Origin of the sequence: Streptomyces ziwulingensis (genome assembly GCF_039542605.1) — a bacterium.
Taxonomy (GTDB): Bacteria; Actinomycetota; Actinomycetes; order Streptomycetales; family Streptomycetaceae; genus Streptomyces; species Streptomyces ziwulingensis.
On record NZ_BAABIG010000084.1, the window covers coordinates 1 to 18,515 of the forward strand.

Genomic DNA, 18,515 nt, shown 5'->3' on the forward strand with positions numbered 1-18,515 from the left:
ACCCGGCCGCCGCGCTGCCCGGCGCCCGCCCCGCTCCCGACGACCGGGCCGGGCGGGCCGGTGGAACGGCGTCCGGAGCAGCCGGTGGGTCGGCGGCCGACGCGGCGCGGCCGGACCCCGGCGGCACCTTCGTCTTCCGGCGGCCGGCCGGCGGTGCCCAGCCGGCCGCCCCCGCGCGCGAGGGCGCCACCGACGAGGGCACCATGAAGTTCCGGGCGGTCTCCCTGCCCGCGGACCGCCGCCCGAACGCCGCCGCCCCGGCCGTCACCGGCCCCGGCTTCGGCGCCGGAAAGGCGGCCGCCGCACGCGAGGCCGCCGCACAGCCCGGCTCCACGCCCCAGGCACCCGCCCCGGCGGGCCCGGCCGGCCCGCACCCGGCGCCCGGACACATCCCGCACCAGTCCCCGGCCCCTTCCGGCCCCGCCCCCCTCACCTCCGGTCCCGGCGGCGGGCAGGCCTCCTGGGCGCAGCAGGTGCACCGGCTCGCCGGTGCCGAGCAGCAGCCCGTCGCCCCCTGGAAGCCGCCCGTCGAGGACGTCTTCCAGGCCGCCGCCCGCCGCCAGGCCGCCGCGCGTCCCGCCGGGCTCGGCAAGCGGCTCGCCGCCCGGCTGCTGGACACCGTCGTCCTGCTCGCCGTCACGGCCGTCCCCGCCGTCCCCCTCGGCACCAGGGCGGTCGACCACGTCGACGAGAAGATCGAGGCGGCCAAGCTCTCCGGTGAGACCGTCACCGTCTGGCTGATCGACGGCACCACCGGCGGGTACCTGGGCGTCGTCCTGGCCGTCCTGCTGCTCTTCGGCGTCCTCTACGAGGTGCTGCCCACCGCCAAGTGGGGCCGCACCCTCGGCAAGAAACTGCTCGGCCTGGAAGTACGGGACATCGAGGGCCACGAGCCCCCGGTCCTCGGCGCCTCGCTGCGCCGCTGGCTGGTCTGCTGCCTGCCCGGCCTCCTGGTGATCGGCGTGGTCGGCGTGGCGTGGTGCCTGTTCGACCGGCCCTGGCGCCAGTGCTGGCACGACAAGGCCGCCGGTACGTTCGTCGCGGGCTGAGCCGGTACCGCTGACGGCCCGGCCGATTCCGTACTCCGGACGGCCGCTCGCCGGATGCGCGGCCCCGGGGTTCGCGGTCGACTCGGGCCATGAGCAGCGAACCGCCTCCCGACTCCGGCCGGCGCCCGGAGGACGACCCGTTCAGGAAGCAGCCCCCGCCGGGCGCGGGCGGCCCCTACGGCGGCTCCTCACCCCCGCCCCCCGGCGGCGGCGGGCCCTACGGCCAGGGCCCGTACGGCGGCGGTCCCTACGGCGGTGACCCGTACGGCGGCGGCCCCCCGCCCGGCGACCCGCGGGCCGGTATGCCGCCGCTGGCCGAGAGTGCCCGCCGCACCCTGGCCCGCATCATCGACATGATCCTGGTCGGCCTGGTGGTCTGGCTGCTGAGCTGGGGGTTCGACGTCCAGGAGTACGACGTCGACGGGGACGGGACGGAGGTCGGCAAGTCCTTCTGGCAGTCCCTGATCGCCGCCGTGCTCTTCATCGCCTACGACACGATCATGATCTCCCGGACCGGGCAGACCCTCGGCAAGAAGTGGCTCGGCATGCGCGTGGCCAACCTGGACAACGGCGCCACGCCCACTGTGCAGACCTCGCTGATCCGCTCCCTGGTGCTGTGGCTCCCGTTCGCCTTCTGCTGCGCCTGCGTGTGGACGATCATCTGCGGCGGCTGGAGCTTCTTCGACCGGCCCTACAAACAGGGCCTGCACGACAAGGCCGCCAAAACAGTGGTGGTCACCGCCCGTTGAGCGGTGACCACCACGGTGCGCGGAGCGGGTTTCAGGCCGCGCGCTGACGCACCGCCTCGCCGGCCGCGCCGGAGGACACCGGCACCGGTGCCTCGGCGGCGGGCCGGGCCGGCCGGTGGGCCGCCACCGTGCGCGGCGTGGACGTGGGCAGGGTCATCGCCACCAGCACTCCGAGCGCGAGCGCCGCTACGGCGACGACGGCGATGCCCGCGCTCGAACTCGTCCGTGAGAGCAGCAGCATGGCGAGGGTGGAGAGGACCACGGTGCAGGAACCGTAGGCGAGCTGTGCGACGGTCGGTCGGGGCATGGCCATCGTGTCCTCGGCAGGGGGAGATCTCGGGGGTTGAGACGGTGCGCCGGCCTGGTTCTCCGCCGACCTCCGGGCGTTCCGCCAAGGGACTGTAATCGGCTGACCGCCCGAGTGGAACAAAGAGTAAGCGTGACCTAACCAACAGTGCCCGGTGCACAGGGGGCGCACGGATTCATGGCGTCCTGGAAGCGGACAGCTCCACGCGCCCGCGGGGCGACCGGCGGGCGTCCGGGGGACGTCCGTAAAACGAACCTACGATCCGCATAGAGCACTTGATCTGCTCCAGTCAAGGTCTGTCTTTTCTCCGGATCCTCTAGTCAAATGACGTCACTTGGCTACACGCGTTGATCACGCGGGCGCGGACTCGTTGTGCTTCCGGCCCTCCCCCCGCGTGCGCGCACGCAGGAGGGGAACTGAAGTGACCGGCAGATCCTGGACGTTCAGAGCGGCGGCCACCACCGTCGCGTTCGCGGCGGCCGCCGCCACACTCTCGGCCGCCACCGTGGCCCAGGCGGACTCGCCCGCCCGGCCCGGCGCCGTCGACCGCCACGACCCGGACCCGGCGAAGGGCACCGACGAGCACAACCTCGACGGCCCCCTGAGCCGGACGCAGGAGGCCCAGCGCGCTGAGGCGCTCGACCAGGTCATATCGGGCAAGAGCACGGTCAAGGACCGCGACGGCTCCAAGGTCGTCCAGCTCAAGAGCAAGAAGGGCGACGGCAAGTACGTCGAGCTGGGCCGGGAGAAGACCGACAAGATCTTCACCATCCTGGTCGAGTTCGGCGACCAGGTCGACAGCCGCTACGGCGGCACCCCCGGCCCGCTGCACAACGCGATCGCCGAGCCGGACCGCACGAAGGACAACTCCACCGCCTGGCAGGCCGACTACGACCAGCAGCACTACGAGGACCTCTACTTCGGCACCGGCGCGCAGACCGAGTCGATGAAGAAGTACTACGAGAAGCAGTCCTCGGGCCGCTACTCGGTCGACGGCGAGGTCGCGGACTGGGTGAAGGTCCCCTACAACGAGGCCCGTTACGGCAACAACGCCTGCGGTTCCACCAACTGCTCCAGCGTGTGGAACGTCGTCGGCGACGGCCTGAACGCCTGGGTGGCGCAGCAGAAGGCGGCCGGCCGCACGGACGCCGACATCAAGGCGGACGTCGCCGCGTTCGACCAGTGGGACCGCTACGACTTCGACGGCGACGGCGACTTCAACGAGCCGGACGGCTACCTCGACCACTTCCAGATCGTGCACGCCGGCGAGGACGAGTCCGCGGGCGGCGGCGCCGAGGGCACCGACGCGATCTGGGCCCACCGCTGGTACGCCTTCGGCACCGACGCCGGCGCCACCGGCCCGGCCGGCAACAAGCTGGGCGGCGCCCAGATCGGCTCCACCGGCATCTGGGTCGGCGACTACACCATCCAGCCGGAGAACGGCGGCCTCGGCGTCTTCGCCCACGAGTACGGCCACGACCTCGGCCTGCCCGACCACTACGACACCGCGGGCGGCGACAACTCCACCGGCTTCTGGACGCTGATGTCCTCCGGTTCGTGGCTCGGCACCGGCCGCAACGAGATCGGCGACCTGCCCGGCGACATGAACGCCTGGGACAAGCTCCAGCTCGGCTGGCTGAACTACGACACCGCCAAGGCGGGCGTCACCTCGGCGCACAAGCTGGGCGTGGCCGAGTACAACACCAAGCACAAGCAGGGGCTGGTGGTCCGGCTTCCCGAGAAGGCGGTCACCACCGAGATCGTCCCGCCCGCCCAGGGCGAGACCCAGTGGTGGAGCGGCAGCGGCGACGACCTGAGGAACACGCTGACCCGCTCCGTCGACCTCACCGGCAAGTCGTCCGCCGCCCTCACCCTCGACGGCTGGTACGACATCGAGGCCGAGTACGACTACCTCTACGCCGAGGTGTCCACCGACGGCGGGGCCAACTGGACCACCCTGGACGGAACGTTCGACGGACAGCCCATCCCGCGCGACGGCAGCGACAAGCCGGCCCTGACCGGCACGGTCGACGCCTACGGCAAGCTCGTCTACCCGCTCGACGCCTACGCCGGCGACCAGATCGACCTGCGCTTCCGCTACCAGACCGACGGCGGGGTGGCCCAGAAGGGCTTCGCGGCCGACGAGATCACGGTGACGGCCGACGGCACCCCGGTCTTCTCCGACGACGCCGAGACCGCGGACGCCGCGTGGCAGGCCACCGGCTTCTCCCGGGTCGGCGCCTCCTTCACCAAGGACTACGCGCAGTACTACCTCGCCGAGAACCGGCAGTACGTCTCGTACGACAAGACGCTGAAGACCGGCCCGTACAACTTCGGCTTCGCCACCACCCGTCCGGACTGGGTGGAGCACTACGCGTACCAGAACGGCCTGTTGATCTGGAAGTGGGACACCTCCCAGGCGGACAACAACACCAGCCAGCACGCGGGCACCGGCCTGGTCCTCCCGGTCGACGCGCACCCGGACGCGCTGAAGTGGTCCGACGGCACCCTGATGCGCAACCGCTTCCAGTCGTACGACTCGCCGTTCGGCCTCGACCGCACCGACGGTCTCACGCTGCACAAGGCGGACGTGAAGACCCGGGTCCCGTCCGCCAAGGGCGTGTCGGTCTTCAACGACCACACGAACGACTACTACGACGAGTCGAACCCGACCGGCGGCGTCAAGATCACTGACACCAACACCAAGATCAAGATCACCAAGGAGGCCAAGGACGGCTCCACGGTCGAGCTGGAAGTCCGCCCGGCAGTGAAGTAGACGAAGTTCTCGCAGGTCAGAGCATGATCGGCGGCGCCCCTCTGGCGGGGCGCCGCCGATCCGTGTTTAGGTGCGTCTGTGACTCTCTTATTGACACTCGCCGACCCGGGGGTTTGACCGCATGGCCGCAGGAGGCTTCAGCAAGTTGCCGAACGGCACGGTGGTGGTGGCCCTGAACCTGCCCAGCCCCGCCGCCGACGGCCCCGGCGCCGTCCGGGTTCTCGTCCACGCCCGCAACCGGGCCCGCGCCCTGACCCGGCTGCGCAACGTGGGCCTGCGCTCCGTCTACCTGCGGGGCAACACCGCCCCGCCGTCCCTGGACGAGATCACGGCGGTCCTGCACCACCCCGACGGCCTGATATGGCGTACGGCACCCGCGTCCGGCGGGTCCGGCGCGGACCTCGTACAGGAGCTGTGGCACCCCATCCGGGCCCTGCTCCGGCGCCCGGCGGCCCAGACCTGACCCCGGCCGGGTCCCGGCACCGCCTGAGCTACTGCACGACCGGCTTCCCGGACAGCTCCACGCCGGCCGCCCGCATCTCCTCCAGCGCCCGTTCCGTGGTCTGCCCGGCCACGCCCGCGGTGAGGTCGAGCAGCACCTGGGTGCGGAAGCCCGCCGAGACGGCGTCCAGCGCGGTGGCCCGCACGCAGTGGTCCGTGGCGATACCGACGACGTCCACGTCGTCGATCCGCCGCTCCCGCAGCCAGTCGGCGAGCGGCGTGCCGTTCTCGTCGGTGCCCTCGAAGCCGCTGTAGGCCGCCGAGTACGCCCCCTTGCTGAAGACGGCGTCGACGGCCCCCGAGGCGACGGCGGGCGCGAAGTTCGGGTGGAAGCCCACGCCCTCGGTGCCCGCGACGCAGTGCGCGGGCCAGGAGTGGACGTAGTCCGGGTTGTCGGCGAAGTGTCCGCCGGGCGCTATGTGGTGGTCCCGGGTGGCCACCACATGGCGGTAGCCGGCCGGGGCCTGGCCGATCAGCTCGGTGATGGCGGCGGCCACGTCGGCGCCACCGCCCACCGCGAGACTGCCTCCCTCGCAGAAGTCGTTCTGCACGTCTACGACGATCAAGGCGCGGCGCATGGGCGGTGTCCTTCGACGCTGGAAGTGTCCGACGGCGGGGCGCTCGACGGCGGGGTGTTCGAGGGCGGGGCGGCCGGCCTCGGGGCGGAGGAGCCGTCCCCGGTGCGGTGACCGTGCACTGCTTTAGCTACCCGAGCCCCCGTGGAGGTACTCCGTCGGAATGACGGGTTCCCCCCGGGAGAGCTGGGTCGCGGAGAGCGGCAGGGCGGCGCGGACCGCCGTGTGCCGGTCCCGGGCCACGTCGAGCGGCTCGCGGGCGACCACCTCACCGCCCTTGACCAGCTCGGCCAGGAGCTGATCGCCGGCGAGCGCGCCCGGCACCGGCCCGGTGCCGACCACCTCGGCCTCGGCGTACCCGTCCGCGTCCCGCCGCCGGGCCGCCCACTTGCGTCCGCCGATCGAGGTCTTGCCGCCGCTGGACTTCTTCGCCACCGGCACCAGCGGCGCCCTCGGGTCGTCGGACTCGGCGCGGGCCACCAGCTTGTAGACCATGGAGGCCGTGGGGTGGCCGGAACCGGTCACGAGCTGGGTGCCGACGCCGTAGGCGTCCACCGGCGCCGCCGCCAGCGAGGCGATGGCGTACTCGTCCAGGTCGGAGGTGACCACGATCCGGGTCCCGGTCGCGCCCAGCTCGTCCAGTTGCTGGCGCACCCGGTGCGCGACCAGCAGCAGGTCCCCGGAGTCGATGCGCACCGCGCCCAGCTCCGGACCGGCCACCTCCACCGCCGTACGCACCGCCTCGGCGACGTCGTACGTGTCCACCAGCAGCGTCGTGCCCGCGCCGAGCGCGTCGACCTGGGCGCGGAAGGCGTCCCGCTCGCTGTCGTGCAGCAGCGTGAAGGCGTGCGCGGAGGTGCCCACGGTGGGGATGCCGTAGCGGAAGCCGGCCGCCAGGTCGGAGGTGGTCGCGAAGCCGCCGACGTAGGCGGCGCGGGCGGCGGCCACGGCGCCCAGCTCGTGGGTGCGGCGGGCGCCCATCTCGATCAGCGGCCGGTCGCCCGCGGCGGAGGACATCCGGGAGGCGGCGGCGGCGATCGCGGAGTCGTGGTTGAGGATCGACAGGATCACCGTCTCCAGCAGCACGCACTCGGCGAAGCTGCCCTCCACCCGCATGATCGGCGAGCCCGGGAAGTACACCTCGCCCTCCGGGTAGCCCCAGATGTCGCCGCTGAAGCGGTAGTCGGCGAGCCAGTCGAGGGTGTCCTCGTCCACGATGTCCCGCTCGCGCAGGAAGCGCAGGACGTCCGCGTCGAAGCGGAAGTTCTCCACCGCGTCCAGCACCCGCCCGGTGCCGGCCACCACGCCGTAGCGGCGGCCGTGCGGCAGCCGCCTCGTGAAGACCTCGAACACGCTCCGCCGCCCCGCGGTACCCGCCGAGAGGGCGGCCCGGAGCATCGTCAGCTCGTACTGGTCCGTGAAGAGCGCCGTCGAGGGAACGTCCACCCGTCGCCCGCCACCACCCTTCCGAGGAGGCGCTTCGCGCTCTTCTTCTTCCGGCAGCCCAAGGTCCGCTGTGTTCATGAGGTGGATCGTACTCCCATTTCGTCAGTCTGACGATTTGGGGTCGGGGGGCCTGCCGGACCGGCCCGTTTATGCGACCACCCCCCTGCGGTGGCAGCATGGGTGAGGTGACGTCACCCGCTCCCGTAGAGATCGAACGCACCGAGTCGGCCGAGGAGACCTTCGCCGTACCCGAGCCGGACGTCCCTTGGGTCACGATCGTCCACAACGACCCGGTCAACCTCATGAGCTACGTGACGTACGTCTTCCAGTCGTACTTCGGCTACTCCAAGGACAAGGCCACCAAACTCATGATGGATGTCCACCACAAGGGCCGGGCGGTCGTCTCCAGCGGGAGCCGCGAGGAGATGGAACGCGACGTGCAGGCGATGCACGGCTACGGTCTGTGGGCCACCCTCCAGCAGGACCGGAAGTAGCTGACCAGCCTCCATGCCAGGACAATTCGAACCCCTCCCCGGCGGCGGCGCGGCCGTCGCGCTCGACGAGGTCGAGATCTCCATCATCCGGTCGCTGGCCGTGCAGCTCCTGGAGCTGATCGGCCCCGGCCCCGCCGCGGACGCCTCCGGCGACCCGCTCGCCGAACTCTTCGCCGAGGGCCCCAGCGAACCGCCCGCCGACCCGGTGCTCAGGCGCCTCTTCCCGGACGCCTACACCGACCCCGAGGCGACCCCCGGTCCCGAGGAGGCCGAGGAGCGGCGGGCCCACTCCGCCGAGTTCCGCCGCTACACCGAGAACGACCTGCGGGCCGGCAAGCGCGAGAACGCGCTCGCGGTGGTGCACTCCCTGGACGCCCTGGCCGCCGCCTCCGCCGGTGGGGGCGGGGCGGTCCTGAAGCTGTCCACGCGGGAGTCGAAGCAGTGGGTCAGTGCCCTGAACGACCTGCGCCTGGCGATCGGCTCCCGCCTCGACATCGTCGACGAGGACGACACCGACCTGCTCTACCGCCTCCCGGACGAGGACCCGCGCAAGCCGATGGTGATGGCCTACCTGTGGCTCGGCGGCCTCCAGGAGACGCTGGTCAACACGCTGATGCCCTGAGCGCCGCCGGGGCCGGCGGCCCGCTCGGCGGTCTTGCCGCGCGGGGCCTCGGTCGCGCACAACAAGGGCGTCAGCGGATAACAATCGCGTCAAAAGGACACCCCGCTCTGCCCCCTTCAGGCGCTGCACGCCCGCATTTGTCCGTGCGGTGCGCCACAATGCCCTCCTGTGATCGTCCGGGCCGTCGTGATAGATCTTCTCGACCGCCCGGTGAACACCACCCGAATGTTCGGCCGGGTGCGCCACCGAGCCGGCGGACCGCCGGCCAGGCACGAGCGGGCCGGCAGACCCGCTCCACTCCATCATCCGGGGGGATCGAGACCCGATCCGCGGCCGACAGCAGGCCCGGGTCGGCATGGAGAAAGGCGCACACCCATGACCTCACCGCAGGCCGACACGGAGAAGGCACCCGAGGAGGGCTACGAGCGCGGGCTCGGCAGCCGCCAGGTGCAGATGATCGCCATCGGCGGCGCCATCGGCGTCGGACTCTTCCTGGGCGCCGGGGCGAACATCGCCAAGGCCGGGCCCAGCCTGATCGTGATGTACGCCCTGGCCGGCGTGATCATCTTCTTCATCATGCGGGCCCTCGGCGAGCTGCTCCTGTACCGCCCGGTCTCCGGCTCCTTCGCCGAGTACTCACGCGAGTTCCTCGGCCCCTTCTTCGGCTACTTCACCGGCTGGACGTACTGGCTGATGTGGGTGGTCACCGGCATGGCCGAGCTGACCGCCGCCGCGATCTACATCAACTACTGGTTCCCGGGCATCCCGCAGTGGGTGACCGCCCTGGTCTTCCTGGTCGTGCTCTTCGTGGCCAACCTGATCTCGGTCAAGCTCTTCGGTGAGATCGAGTTCTGGTTCTCGATGGTCAAGGTCACGGCCATCATCGGCATGATCGTCATCGGCCTCGGCGTGCTCACCCTCGGCTTCAGCTCGGCCGGCGACACCGCCGCCGTCTCCAACCTGTGGGCCTTCGACGGCTTCTTCCCCAAGGGCATCGGCTCCTCCCTGATGACCCTCCAGGGCGTGATGTTCGCCTACCTCGCCGTCGAACTGGTCGGCGTCACCGCCGGCGAGTCCGAGAACCCGGAGAAGACCCTCCCCAAGGCGATCAACACCCTGCCCTGGCGCATCGCCCTCTTCTACGTCGGCGCCCTCACCGTCATCCTCTGCGTGGTCAAGTGGACCGAGTTCGCCCCCGGCGTCTCGCCCTTCGTCGCCGCCTTCTCGAAGATCGGCATCCCGGCCGGCGCCGCCATCGTCAACTTCGTCGTCCTCACCGCCGCGCTCTCCTCCTGCAACTCCGGCATGTACTCCACCGGCCGCATGCTGCGCACCCTCGCCGACAACGGCGAGGCGCCGAAGATCTTCAGCCGCCTCTCCTCGACCAGGACCCCGGCGGCCGGCATCGCCACCTCGGTGGTCTTCATGGGCATCGGCGTGGTCCTCAACTACGTCGTCCCGGAGAAGGCGTTCGGCTACGTCACCTCGGTGGCCACCGCGGCCGGCATCTGGACCTGGCTGATGATCCTGGTCAGCCACGTCCGCTACCGCCGCCAGGTGGTCGCGGGCCGGCTGCCCGCCTCCTCCTTCCCGGCACCCGGCGGCTCCGTCTGCTCGTACATCGCCATCGCCTTCCTGCTCTTCGTCACCGGACTGATCGCGTACGACGCCGACGCCCGCGTCTGCCTGTACGTGATGGCCGGCTGGGCGGTCGCCCTCGGCATCGGCTGGTTCGTGCTCAAGAGCCGCAACCCGCAGGTCACCGGGCGCGACGGCGGCCCCGGCGGCGACCGCGGCGGCGAACCGGAACTGGAGCGGATCGGCTGACGGACGCGTCCCCGCACCGCCGGGGCCTGCCAGGCAGGCCCCCGGACGTCCGGCATGTGGGCCGTCCCGTACCACCCACCGGTACGGGACGGCCCCTCTGCTTATCCTGACCCCCATGCTGACCATCACCCAGGACCTCCACGACCGGATCGTCGCCCACGCCCGCGAGGACCACCCCGACGAGGCGTGCGGAGTCGTCGCCGGACCGGTCGGCGAGGGCCGCCCCGAACGCTTCGTCCCCATGCTGAACGCCGCCCGCTCGCCCACGTTCTACGAGTTCGACTCGCAGGACCTGCTCAAGCTCTACCGCGAGATGGACGACCGCGACGAGGAGCCGGTGGTGATCTACCACTCCCACACGGCGACCGAGGCCTACCCCTCCCGCACCGACATCTCCTACGCCAACGAACCCGGCGCCCACTACGTCCTGGTCTCCACGGCCGACACCGACGGCGCCGGGGAGTTCCAGTTCCGGTCCTTCCGGATCGTCGAGGGCGAGGTCACCGAGGAGGAGATCCAGGTCGTCGCAACGTACTGACCTCGCCCGACGAGCGCCGGTCTCGCACTCCGGATGAACATCGTCCGAAAGGTGAGATCACCTTCCAAAGGGCGGACCGGGAATCGATACGATGAGCCCATGGTTTTCCTCGACGTGAGCACGAAGACGCCGGGCACGCTGCTCGTGGCGCGGCTGCACGTCGACCTGTGCAGGCTCGCCAGCGCCATCTGTTGACGCCGCCCCACCGCCGTACGGCCGTGAGCCGCGGCGTGCCTCCCCGGGCACGGACACGCCCGGGGGTGACCCCACCGCGCGCCCGAAGTACCCACGACACCTTCCGACAGGAGCCCTGAGCCATGGCCATCGAGGTCCGCATCCCGACCATCCTCCGCCAGTACACCGACGGCTCGAAGGCGGTGGAGGGCAGCGGCGAGACCCTCTCCGACCTCTTCGCCGACCTCGACACCCGGCACCCGGGCATCCAGGCCCGCATCGTCGACGGCGGCCAGCTCCGCCGCTTCGTCAACGTCTACCTGAACGACGAGGACGTCCGCTTCCTCGAAGGCATCGACACCAAGCTGACCGACGGCGACAGCGTCACGATCCTGCCGGCCGTCGCCGGCGGCATGGCCTGATCCCCATGCGCTACGACTCCCCGCTGGCCGCGGTGGGCAACACCCCCCTGGTGCGCCTGCCGCGGCTGTCGCCCTCCGCCGACGTCTCGATCTGGGCCAAGCTGGAGGACCGCAACCCCACCGGCTCCGTCAAGGACCGCCCCGCCCTGCACATGATCGAGCAGGCGGAGAAGGCCGGCCGGCTCACCCCCGGCTGCACCATCCTGGAGCCGACCAGCGGCAACACCGGCATCTCGCTCGCCATGGCGGCCCGCCTCAAGGGCTACCGCATGGTCTGCGTCATGCCCGAGAACACCTCCCAGGAACGCCGCGAGCTGCTCACCATGTGGGGCGCGCGGATCATCCCGTCCCCGGCCGCGGGCGGCTCCAACACCGCCGTACGGGTCGCCAAGGAACTCGCCGCCGAGCACCCCGACTGGGTGATGCTCTACCAGTACGGCAACCCGGACAACGCCGGCGCCCACTACGCCACCACCGGCCCGGAGATCCTCGCCGACCTCCCCTCGATCACCCACTTCGTCGCCGGTCTCGGCACCACCGGCACCCTGATGGGCGTCGGCCGCTACCTGCGCGAGCACCGGCCCGACGTCAGGATCGTCGCCGCCGAACCGCGCTACGACGACCTCGTCTACGGCCTGCGCAACCTCGACGAGGGCTTCGTCCCCGAGCTGTACGACGCCTCCGTGCTCACCACCCGCTTCTCCGTCGGCTCCGCCGACGCCGTCACCCGCACCCGCGAACTGCTCCAGCAGGAGGGCATCTTCGCGGGCGTCTCCACCGGCGCCGCGCTGCACGCCGCGATCGGCGTCGCCCACAAGGCCCTCAAGGCGGGCGAGAGCGCGGACGTCGCCTTCGTCGTCGCCGACGGCGGCTGGAAGTACCTCTCCACCGGCGTCTACACCGCGGCCACCACCGAGGAGGCCATCGCCACCCTCCAGGGCCAGCTCTGGGCCTGACCCCCGCCCCGCGGGCGTCCCGCTCCGCCCGCCGCGCCCGCTCCGCTCACTTCGCCAGGTGACGGACCTGGTCCCACAGGGCCGGGTCCACCACACCCACCCGGCGCCGGAAGTCGCCCAGCGGCACCCGGCGCAGCTCGTCCGTCTCCAGGAAACTCCGCCGCCCCCGCGCGTCCCCGACCGCGCCCGGCGGCAGCGCGATCACCCCGGCCCGGCCCTGCCGGTCGGTACTGGTGATCTTCGCGACGACCGCGCGGCGACCGCGCACCGCGAGCACCAGACACGGCCGGTCCTTCCCGCCCCGGCGGTCCTCGTAGGGCACGTTCGCCCACCAGATCTCCGCCGCCCGCGGCCGGTCCCCCCGCTCACCGGGGCGCCCCGGCGGCCGGCGCCGCCCCGCGGGCCGGCGCCCCCGGCCCCAGCCGTCGACGAGCGCGGCGACCAGCGCCAGCAGAACGACCGCCGCCATCAAGAGCCACCAGGACGTGTCCATACCGACGACGTTACCGGCGCGCGCCCGCCCAAACGCGCCCCTTTGCCGACCCGTACGCCCATGAGTCGTCCCGTACGCCCCACGACCAGCCGAACCGGTGACACCACAGGTGAGTTCGCCCACAACGGCCCCTGGCGGAGGAGCGACGGAAGGTTTCGCGCCTTACGCTCGACGCACCGTACGACCCCCGTTCTCCCCCACCCGCCAGCGGAGGTTTCTGCTTCATGAAGCTCACCGTCGTCGGCTGCTCGGGGTCGTTCCCGTCCGCGGAATCGGCCTGTTCGAGCTACCTCGTCGAGGCCGACGGCTTCCGGCTGCTTCTCGACATGGGCAACGGCGCCCTGGGCGAGCTGCAGCGTCACTGCGGTCTCTACGACCTGGACGCGATCTTCCTCAGCCACCTGCACGCCGACCACTGCATCGACATGTGCGCCTACTTCGTCGCGCGCTACTACCGGCACGACGGCGGCCGCTGCGACCCGCTGCCGGTCTACGGCCCCGAGGGCACCGAGCACCGGCTCACCACCGCCTACGCCGACACGCCCTCCGCCTCCTCCATGAGCGAGGTCTTCGACTTCCACACGGTCAAGCCGGGCACCTTCGAGATCGGCCCGCTCACCGTGCACACCGACCGCGTCGCCCACCCCGTGGAGGCGTACGCCATCCGCGTCGAGCACGGCGGCCGGTCACTGACGTACTCCGGCGACACCGGGGTCACCGCCACGCTGGACCAACTCGCCCGGGACAGCGACCTGTTCCTGTGCGAGGCCGCGTTCACGCACGGCAAGGAAGCCATCCCGGACCTCCACCTCAACGGCCGCGAGGCCGGCCAGACCGCCGCCCGCGCCGCCGCCCGCCGCCTGGTCCTCACCCACATCCCCCCGTGGACCGACCCGCAGATCAACCTCACCGACGCCCGCGAGGTCTTCGACGGCCCCGTGGAACTCGCGGCACCGAGGGCGACGTACCTGGTCTGAGACCGCGCCCGCACGCGCGAAGGCCCCGGAACCCACCCGGTTCCGGGGCCTTCGCGCGTGCCGTGCGGCGAGAACTCACGCCTTCGTGAGGTCCTCGACCTCCTCCTCGGGCTCGCGGCCCGGGGTCTTGAGGTCGAACTTGATGATGGCGAAGCGGAAGGTCACGTAGTAGATCACCGCGAAGACCAGGCCGATCGGGATGATCAGCCAGGGCTTGGTCGCCAGGTGCCAGTTGAGCGCGTAGTCGATGGCGCCGGCCGAGAAGTTGAAGCCGGCGTGCACACCCAGGCCCCAGGTCAGCGCCATGGACACGGCCGTGAGGACCGCGTGCAGCACGTACAGCACCGGGGCGATGAACATGAACGAGAACTCGATCGGCTCGGTGACACCCGTCACGAACGAGGTCAGCGCGAGCGACACCATCATGCCCATGACGGCCTTGCGGCGCTCGGGGCGGGCGCAGTGCGCGATGGCGATCGCGGCGGCCGGCAGACCGAACATCATGATCGGGAAGAAGCCCGACTGGAAGAGACCGGCGGAGGGGTCACCGGCCAGGAACCGGGTGATGTCGCCGTGCACGACGTCACCGGCGGAGTTGGTGAAATCGCCGAGCTGGAACCAGGCCACCGTGTTGACGAACTGGTGCATGCCGATCGGGATGAGCCCGCGGTTCACCGCGCCGAACAGGGCCGCGCCGCCGGAGCCGAGGCCGGTCATCCACTCGCCGAAGTTCGAGATGCCGGTGCCGATGGGCTCCCAGACCAGGCCGAAGAAGACGCCGACCACGATGCCGACGAAGGCCATGATGATCGGCACCAGCCGGCGGCCGTTGAAGAAGCCGAGCCAGTCCACCAGCCGGGTGCGGTGGAACCGCTGCCACAGCACGGCGGCGAGCAGGCCCATGATGATGCCGCCCAGCACCCCCGGGTCGTTGTACGTCGCGGCGACGTCCTCGCCCTTCTTGACCACCGCCTCGGTGACCGGGAAGGCCTGCAGCACCTTGGAGTAGACGAGGAAGCCGACCACCGCGGCCAGCGCGGTCGAGCCGTCCGACTTCTTGGCGAAGCCGATCGCCACGCCTATGCAGAACAGGATCGGCAGCGAGCCCGTCAGGGCACTGCCCGCGTTGTTGAAGACCGCGGCGACCCGGTCCCAGCCCAGGCCGTCCTTGCCGAAGATGTCGTCCTGGCCGAGCCGGACCATGATGCCCGCCGCCGGCAGTACGGCGATCGGGAGCTGCAGACTGCGGCCGACCTTCTGCAGGCCCTGGAACACACCGGAGCCCCGCTTCTTCGCGGGAGCCGCCGACGCGGTGGCGGTGCTCATTTCTTGCTTCCTCCATCGGGTGGTGGTCTACACCACTCAGTGGTGTAGACCTGTTTTACACGATGAAGGCCGCATAAGGAACCCACGATTCCGCAACGATGGAGCCACGCGCCGGACCCGCCGAAGACCCCCGGAATCCAGGATTCCGGCCAACCGGTCAGCCCTTGGTCACGTCCTCGACCTCGTCCTCCGGCTCCCGCCCCGGCGTCTTCAGATCGAACCGCGTGATCGCGAACCGGAACACCGCGTAATACACCACCGCGAAGCACAGCCCGATCGGAATGATCAGCCACGGCCTGGTCGCCAGGTTCCAGTTGATGACGTAGTCGATCAGACCCGCCGAGAAACTGAACCCGTCCTTCACCCCCAGCGCCCAGGTCACCGCCATCGACACCCCCGTCAGCACCGCGTGCACCGCGTACAGCAGCGGCGCGATGAACAGGAACGAGTACTCCAGCGGCTCGGTGATCCCCGTCACGAACGACGTCAGCGCCACCGACAGCATCAGACCCCCCACCTCCTTGCGGCGGTGCGGCTTCGCGCAGTGCGTAATGGCCAGCGCCGCGGCCGGCAGCGCGAACATCATGATCGGGAAGAAACCCGAGGTGAACTGGCCCGCGTCCGGATCACCCGCCAGGAACATGTTGATGTCCCCGTGCACCTCGGTACCGTCCGGCTTGGTGTACGTCCCGAACTGGAACCACATCGGCACGTTCAGGAACTGATGCAACCCGATCACCAGCAACGCCCGGTTGGCCAGACCGAAGATGCCCGCACCCCACGCGCCCAGATCGTTCAGCCAGTCACTGAAACTCTCCAGCGCACCGCCGATCGGCGGCCACACCCACAGGCACAGCGCCGCGAACACGATCGCCGCGAACGCCATGATGATCGGCACCAGCCGCCGCCCGTTGAAGAAACCCAGCCAGTCCACCAGCCTCGTACGGTGATAGCGCTGCCAGAAGAACGCCGCCAGCAGCCCCACCACGATGCCGCCGAAGACCCCCGGATTCTGGTACGTGAACGCCGTCACCGTCTGAGACCCGTCGGTCAGCCGGCACCCGATCTGCGGGACCGCCTCCGCCCCCCGCGGGCAGTCCTCCGGGAACTGCCGCAGCACATTGAAGTAGACGAGGAACCCCGCCACCGCCGCCAGCGCCGTCGACCCGTCCGCCTTCTTCGCCATCCCGATGGCCACACCCACACAGAACAGCAGCGGCAGCCCCAGCGAACCGTCGAGCAGCGCACCGCCCGCGCCCACCATCACCTTGGAGACGCTGGTCCAGCCCAGCCCGTCGTCCCCGAACACATCGGGCTGGCCGAGCCGGTTGAGGATGCCCGCGGCGGGCAGTACCGCGATGGGGAGCTGAAGACTGCGCCCCATCTTCTGCAGACCCTGGAACAGCGCGTTCCACCGGGGGCGAGCGGGTCGGGCCGCGCTGTCGGCGCTCATCCGTCTCGGTCTCCTTCGCCGGGAGGCGGTTTGGCGGCCGTCCACCGGGTGGTGTAGACCAGTTGACGGACGGTTCCGCTGTCGTGAACGCCATCATTCGGTACCCACCGCATGAACGCTCGCGAAGCTGGGCCAACTGTGGGTTACTGCGACAAAGCGGTCCGGATCAGGGAGAAAGACATGGCCAGCAAGGCTGAGAAGATCGTCGCCGGCCTCGGCGGCATCGAGAACATCGACGAGATCGAAGGCTGCATCACCCGCCTCCGCACCGAGGTCAACGACCCCGCGCTGGTCGACGAAGCCGCCCTCAAGGCCGCCGGCGCCCACGGCGTCGTCAAGATGGGCACCGCCATCCAGGTCGTCATCGGCACCGACGCCGACCCGCTCGCCGCGGAGATCGAAGACATGATGTAGCCCCTCCCGCGTCCCCCGTACCGAGGGGGCCCCACCCATCACGGGAGGGGCCCCTCCGTATGTGACCGGGCCGCTAGGCTCACCCGCATGTCACGAATCGACGGCCGCACCCCCGAACAGCTCCGCCCCGTCACCATCGAACGCGGCTGGAGCAAGCACGCCGAGGGCTCCGTCCTCGTCTCCTTCGGCGACACCAAAGTGCTGTGCACCGCCTCCGTCACCGAAGGCGTCCCGCGCTGGCGCAAGGGCAGCGGCGAAGGCTGGGTCACCGCCGAGTACGCCATGCTGCCGCGCGCCACCAACACCCGCGGCGACCGCGAGTCCGTCAAGGGCCGCATCGGCGGCCGCACCCACGAGATCAGCCGCCTCATCGGCCGGTCCCTGCGCGCCGTCATCGACTTCAAGGCCCTCGGCGAGACCACCGTCGTCCTCGACTGCGACGTCCTCCAGGCCGACGGCGGCACCCGCACCGCGGCCATCACCGGCGCCTACGTCGCCCTCGCCGACGCCATCACCTGGGGCCAGGCCAACAAGCTCATCCGCCCCAGCCGCAAGCCCCTCGTCGGCACCGTCTCCGCCGTCTCCGTCGGCATCGTCGGCGGCACCCCGCTGCTCGACCTCCGCTACGAGGAGGACGTCCGCGCCGACACCGACATGAACGTCGTCTGCACCGGCGACGGCCGCTTCGTCGAGGTCCAGGGCACCGCCGAGGCCGAACCCTTCGCCCGCGAGGAACTCAACACCCTCCTCGACCTCGCCACCGCCGGCTGCGCGGAACTCACCGCCCTCCAGCGCAAGGCGCTGGAAACGGTCCTCGAAAGGTAAAGACCGCACCAAGCCCCTTAGCGCGCGCACGCAACTGCGCGGCCCCTCACCGCGTCAGTAGGGGTACGGGCGTACGGCTCCACCGCCGTACGCCCGGCGCAGACCCGCACACGGGGGCCGCACGGCCCTGTCCACAAGGGGAGGACCGTACCCATGGCCGCGACCCGACGCCTCAGTCGTCGCATCGCCCTCGCCGCCGCCGCCCTCGCGGCCGTCGGCATGACCACCGCGATGACCACCGGCTGCGACGCCGTCGACAAGGCACTCGACTGCGTCCAGACCGCCGACACCGTCGCCGACGCGGTGACCGACCTCCAGCAGGCGGTGGACAACGCGGCCAACGACCCCACCCGGCTCCAGGAGTCCGTCGACGCCGTCGACGCCAGCCTCGACCGCATCGACACCGAGACCGGCGACGCCGACCTCGACCAGGCCACCGACGACCTCCGGCGGGCCCTCACCGACGTCAACACGGCCATCGAGAACGGCGACGCGACACCCGACCTCGGCGGCGTCACCGACGCGGCCGGCGAACTGACGAAGGTCTGCACGACGTAACCGGGCGGACCCGCGGCGCCGGGGACCGGAATA

21 protein-coding genes are annotated in these 18,515 nt (G+C 70.9%); 15 read left to right on the forward strand and 6 right to left on the reverse strand.

The genetic code is table 11. The features are described from left to right. Together ABEB00_RS31645 and ABEB00_RS31650 are read left to right on the forward strand one after the other, a co-directional pair. Positions 1 to 1,049, forward strand: a 1,049-nt coding sequence (locus ABEB00_RS31645) for an RDD family protein (protein ID WP_345624124.1), incomplete at its 5' end; no start/stop codon positions are given. An 89-nt stretch (positions 1,050 to 1,138) separates the two neighbouring features. Further along, positions 1,139 to 1,798, forward strand: a complete 660-nt coding sequence (locus ABEB00_RS31650) for an RDD family protein (RefSeq protein WP_345624125.1) — start codon at positions 1,139 to 1,141, stop codon at positions 1,796 to 1,798. Positions 1,799 to 1,829: 31 nt separating this feature from the next. On the opposite strand, the gene ABEB00_RS31655 is transcribed toward ABEB00_RS31650, so the two are convergent. Next, on the reverse strand, positions 1,830 to 2,111 hold the full coding sequence (locus ABEB00_RS31655) for a hypothetical protein (RefSeq protein ID WP_345624126.1): 282 nt from the start codon (positions 2,109 to 2,111) through the stop codon (positions 1,830 to 1,832). A gap of 415 nt (positions 2,112 to 2,526) precedes the next feature. Here ABEB00_RS31655 and ABEB00_RS31660 point away from each other — a divergent pair, with 415 nt between their 5' ends. Beyond that, positions 2,527 to 4,881: an immune inhibitor A domain-containing protein gene (locus tag ABEB00_RS31660; RefSeq protein ID WP_345624127.1), complete on the forward strand. Its 2,355-nt coding sequence runs from the start codon at positions 2,527 to 2,529 to the stop codon at positions 4,879 to 4,881. 121 nt (positions 4,882 to 5,002) lie between these two features. Then, positions 5,003 to 5,344 carry a hypothetical protein gene (locus tag ABEB00_RS31665; protein WP_345624128.1) on the forward strand — a complete coding sequence of 114 codons (342 nt, stop codon included), beginning with the start codon at positions 5,003 to 5,005 and terminating at the stop codon, positions 5,342 to 5,344. 28 nt (positions 5,345 to 5,372) lie between these two features. Here the strand turns inward: ABEB00_RS31665 and ABEB00_RS31670 are convergent, their stop codons facing one another. Both ABEB00_RS31670 and ABEB00_RS31675 read right to left on the reverse strand, forming a co-directional pair. Next, a complete protein-coding gene (locus ABEB00_RS31670) occupies positions 5,373 to 5,960 on the reverse strand; it encodes a nicotinamidase (RefSeq protein ID WP_345624129.1) in 588 nt (195 codons plus the stop codon). A 123-nt stretch (positions 5,961 to 6,083) separates the two neighbouring features. Further along, complete coding sequence (locus tag ABEB00_RS31675; RefSeq protein ID WP_425586606.1) at positions 6,084 to 7,481, reverse strand: nicotinate phosphoribosyltransferase; 1,398 nt, start codon at positions 7,479 to 7,481, stop codon at positions 6,084 to 6,086. A 98-nt stretch (positions 7,482 to 7,579) separates the two neighbouring features. Between ABEB00_RS31675 and clpS the strand changes: the two genes are divergently transcribed. From clpS to ABEB00_RS31710, 7 genes are all read left to right on the forward strand, one after another. Next, positions 7,580 to 7,897, forward strand: coding sequence for an ATP-dependent Clp protease adapter ClpS (gene clpS / locus ABEB00_RS31680; protein WP_345624130.1), 318 nt, complete (start codon positions 7,580 to 7,582; stop codon positions 7,895 to 7,897). A 13-nt stretch (positions 7,898 to 7,910) separates the two neighbouring features. Next, positions 7,911 to 8,519, forward strand: coding sequence for a DUF2017 domain-containing protein (locus tag ABEB00_RS31685; RefSeq protein ID WP_345624131.1), 609 nt, complete (start codon positions 7,911 to 7,913; stop codon positions 8,517 to 8,519). A 375-nt stretch (positions 8,520 to 8,894) separates the two neighbouring features. After that, the gene (locus ABEB00_RS31690) at positions 8,895 to 10,346 is read left to right on the forward strand and encodes an amino acid permease (RefSeq protein ID WP_345624132.1); all 1,452 of its coding nucleotides are present in this window, start codon (positions 8,895 to 8,897) and stop codon (positions 10,344 to 10,346) included. A gap of 115 nt (positions 10,347 to 10,461) precedes the next feature. Next, complete coding sequence (locus tag ABEB00_RS31695) at positions 10,462 to 10,884, forward strand: M67 family metallopeptidase (protein ID WP_345624133.1); 423 nt, start codon at positions 10,462 to 10,464, stop codon at positions 10,882 to 10,884. A 99-nt stretch (positions 10,885 to 10,983) separates the two neighbouring features. After that, entirely contained in the window at positions 10,984 to 11,079 is a 96-nt protein-coding gene (locus tag ABEB00_RS31700; RefSeq protein WP_345624134.1) for a putative leader peptide, read from the forward strand. Between the two features lie 122 nt (positions 11,080 to 11,201). Next, positions 11,202 to 11,480: a MoaD/ThiS family protein gene (locus tag ABEB00_RS31705; RefSeq protein ID WP_345624135.1), complete on the forward strand. Its 279-nt coding sequence runs from the start codon at positions 11,202 to 11,204 to the stop codon at positions 11,478 to 11,480. Between the two features lie 5 nt (positions 11,481 to 11,485). Next, positions 11,486 to 12,436 (forward strand): PLP-dependent cysteine synthase family protein, encoded by a 951-nt coding sequence (locus ABEB00_RS31710; RefSeq protein ID WP_345624136.1) that lies wholly within the window; start codon positions 11,486 to 11,488, stop codon positions 12,434 to 12,436. Positions 12,437 to 12,482: 46 nt separating this feature from the next. On the opposite strand, the gene ABEB00_RS31715 is transcribed toward ABEB00_RS31710, so the two are convergent. Then, positions 12,483 to 12,929 carry a type II toxin-antitoxin system PemK/MazF family toxin gene (locus ABEB00_RS31715; RefSeq protein ID WP_345624137.1) on the reverse strand — a complete coding sequence of 149 codons (447 nt, stop codon included), beginning with the start codon at positions 12,927 to 12,929 and terminating at the stop codon, positions 12,483 to 12,485. Between the two features lie 224 nt (positions 12,930 to 13,153). Between ABEB00_RS31715 and ABEB00_RS31720 the strand changes: the two genes are divergently transcribed. Next, positions 13,154 to 13,906, forward strand: a complete 753-nt coding sequence (locus ABEB00_RS31720; protein ID WP_345624138.1) for an MBL fold metallo-hydrolase — start codon at positions 13,154 to 13,156, stop codon at positions 13,904 to 13,906. Positions 13,907 to 13,981: 75 nt separating this feature from the next. Here ABEB00_RS31720 and ABEB00_RS31725 read toward each other — a convergent pair whose 3' ends face one another. After that, positions 13,982 to 15,232, reverse strand: a complete 1,251-nt coding sequence (locus tag ABEB00_RS31725) for a PTS transporter subunit EIIC (protein WP_345624139.1) — start codon at positions 15,230 to 15,232, stop codon at positions 13,982 to 13,984. Positions 15,233 to 15,389: 157 nt separating this feature from the next. Beyond that, on the reverse strand, positions 15,390 to 16,685 hold the full coding sequence (locus ABEB00_RS31730) for a PTS transporter subunit EIIC (RefSeq protein ID WP_345624140.1): 1,296 nt from the start codon (positions 16,683 to 16,685) through the stop codon (positions 15,390 to 15,392). A gap of 111 nt (positions 16,686 to 16,796) precedes the next feature. Between ABEB00_RS31730 and ABEB00_RS31735 the strand changes: the two genes are divergently transcribed. The 3 genes from ABEB00_RS31735 to ABEB00_RS31745 all read left to right on the forward strand — a co-directional run bounded on the left by ABEB00_RS31735 (position 16,797) and on the right by ABEB00_RS31745 (position 18,482). Then, positions 16,797 to 17,099, forward strand: a complete 303-nt coding sequence (locus ABEB00_RS31735; protein ID WP_345624141.1) for a PTS sugar transporter subunit IIB — start codon at positions 16,797 to 16,799, stop codon at positions 17,097 to 17,099. A gap of 87 nt (positions 17,100 to 17,186) precedes the next feature. Continuing rightward, the gene (gene rph / locus ABEB00_RS31740; RefSeq protein ID WP_345624142.1) at positions 17,187 to 17,924 is read left to right on the forward strand and encodes a ribonuclease PH; all 738 of its coding nucleotides are present in this window, start codon (positions 17,187 to 17,189) and stop codon (positions 17,922 to 17,924) included. Between the two features lie 153 nt (positions 17,925 to 18,077). Then, on the forward strand, positions 18,078 to 18,482 hold the full coding sequence (locus ABEB00_RS31745) for a hypothetical protein (protein WP_345624143.1): 405 nt from the start codon (positions 18,078 to 18,080) through the stop codon (positions 18,480 to 18,482). The last annotated feature ends 33 nt before the right edge of the window (positions 18,483 to 18,515 follow it).

What these genes read in the sequence shown, in the direction of transcription:
- ABEB00_RS31650 (WP_345624125.1), top strand. Translation starts at nt 1,139, where the DNA reads ATGAGCAGCGAACCGCCTCCCGACTCCGGCCGGCGCCCGGAGGACGAC.
- ABEB00_RS31655 (WP_345624126.1), bottom strand. Translation starts at nt 2,111, where the DNA reads ATGGCCATGCCCCGACCGACCGTCGCACAGCTCGCCTACGGTTCCTGC.
- ABEB00_RS31665 (WP_345624128.1), top strand. Translation starts at nt 5,003, where the DNA reads ATGGCCGCAGGAGGCTTCAGCAAGTTGCCGAACGGCACGGTGGTGGTG.
- ABEB00_RS31670 (WP_345624129.1), bottom strand. Translation starts at nt 5,960, where the DNA reads ATGCGCCGCGCCTTGATCGTCGTAGACGTGCAGAACGACTTCTGCGAG.
- ABEB00_RS31675 (WP_425586606.1), bottom strand. Translation starts at nt 7,481, where the DNA reads ATGAACACAGCGGACCTTGGGCTGCCGGAAGAAGAAGAGCGCGAAGCG.
- clpS (WP_345624130.1), top strand. Translation starts at nt 7,580, where the DNA reads ATGGGTGAGGTGACGTCACCCGCTCCCGTAGAGATCGAACGCACCGAG.
- ABEB00_RS31685 (WP_345624131.1), top strand. Translation starts at nt 7,911, where the DNA reads ATGCCAGGACAATTCGAACCCCTCCCCGGCGGCGGCGCGGCCGTCGCG.
- ABEB00_RS31690 (WP_345624132.1), top strand. Translation starts at nt 8,895, where the DNA reads ATGACCTCACCGCAGGCCGACACGGAGAAGGCACCCGAGGAGGGCTAC.
- ABEB00_RS31695 (WP_345624133.1), top strand. Translation starts at nt 10,462, where the DNA reads ATGCTGACCATCACCCAGGACCTCCACGACCGGATCGTCGCCCACGCC.
- ABEB00_RS31700 (WP_345624134.1), top strand. Translation starts at nt 10,984, where the DNA reads ATGGTTTTCCTCGACGTGAGCACGAAGACGCCGGGCACGCTGCTCGTG.
- ABEB00_RS31705 (WP_345624135.1), top strand. Translation starts at nt 11,202, where the DNA reads ATGGCCATCGAGGTCCGCATCCCGACCATCCTCCGCCAGTACACCGAC.
- ABEB00_RS31710 (WP_345624136.1), top strand. Translation starts at nt 11,486, where the DNA reads ATGCGCTACGACTCCCCGCTGGCCGCGGTGGGCAACACCCCCCTGGTG.
- ABEB00_RS31715 (WP_345624137.1), bottom strand. Translation starts at nt 12,929, where the DNA reads ATGGACACGTCCTGGTGGCTCTTGATGGCGGCGGTCGTTCTGCTGGCG.
- ABEB00_RS31720 (WP_345624138.1), top strand. Translation starts at nt 13,154, where the DNA reads ATGAAGCTCACCGTCGTCGGCTGCTCGGGGTCGTTCCCGTCCGCGGAA.
- ABEB00_RS31725 (WP_345624139.1), bottom strand. Translation starts at nt 15,232, where the DNA reads ATGAGCACCGCCACCGCGTCGGCGGCTCCCGCGAAGAAGCGGGGCTCC.
- ABEB00_RS31730 (WP_345624140.1), bottom strand. Translation starts at nt 16,685, where the DNA reads ATGAGCGCCGACAGCGCGGCCCGACCCGCTCGCCCCCGGTGGAACGCG.
- ABEB00_RS31735 (WP_345624141.1), top strand. Translation starts at nt 16,797, where the DNA reads ATGAACGCTCGCGAAGCTGGGCCAACTGTGGGTTACTGCGACAAAGCG.
- rph (WP_345624142.1), top strand. Translation starts at nt 17,187, where the DNA reads ATGTCACGAATCGACGGCCGCACCCCCGAACAGCTCCGCCCCGTCACC.
- ABEB00_RS31745 (WP_345624143.1), top strand. Translation starts at nt 18,078, where the DNA reads ATGGCCGCGACCCGACGCCTCAGTCGTCGCATCGCCCTCGCCGCCGCC.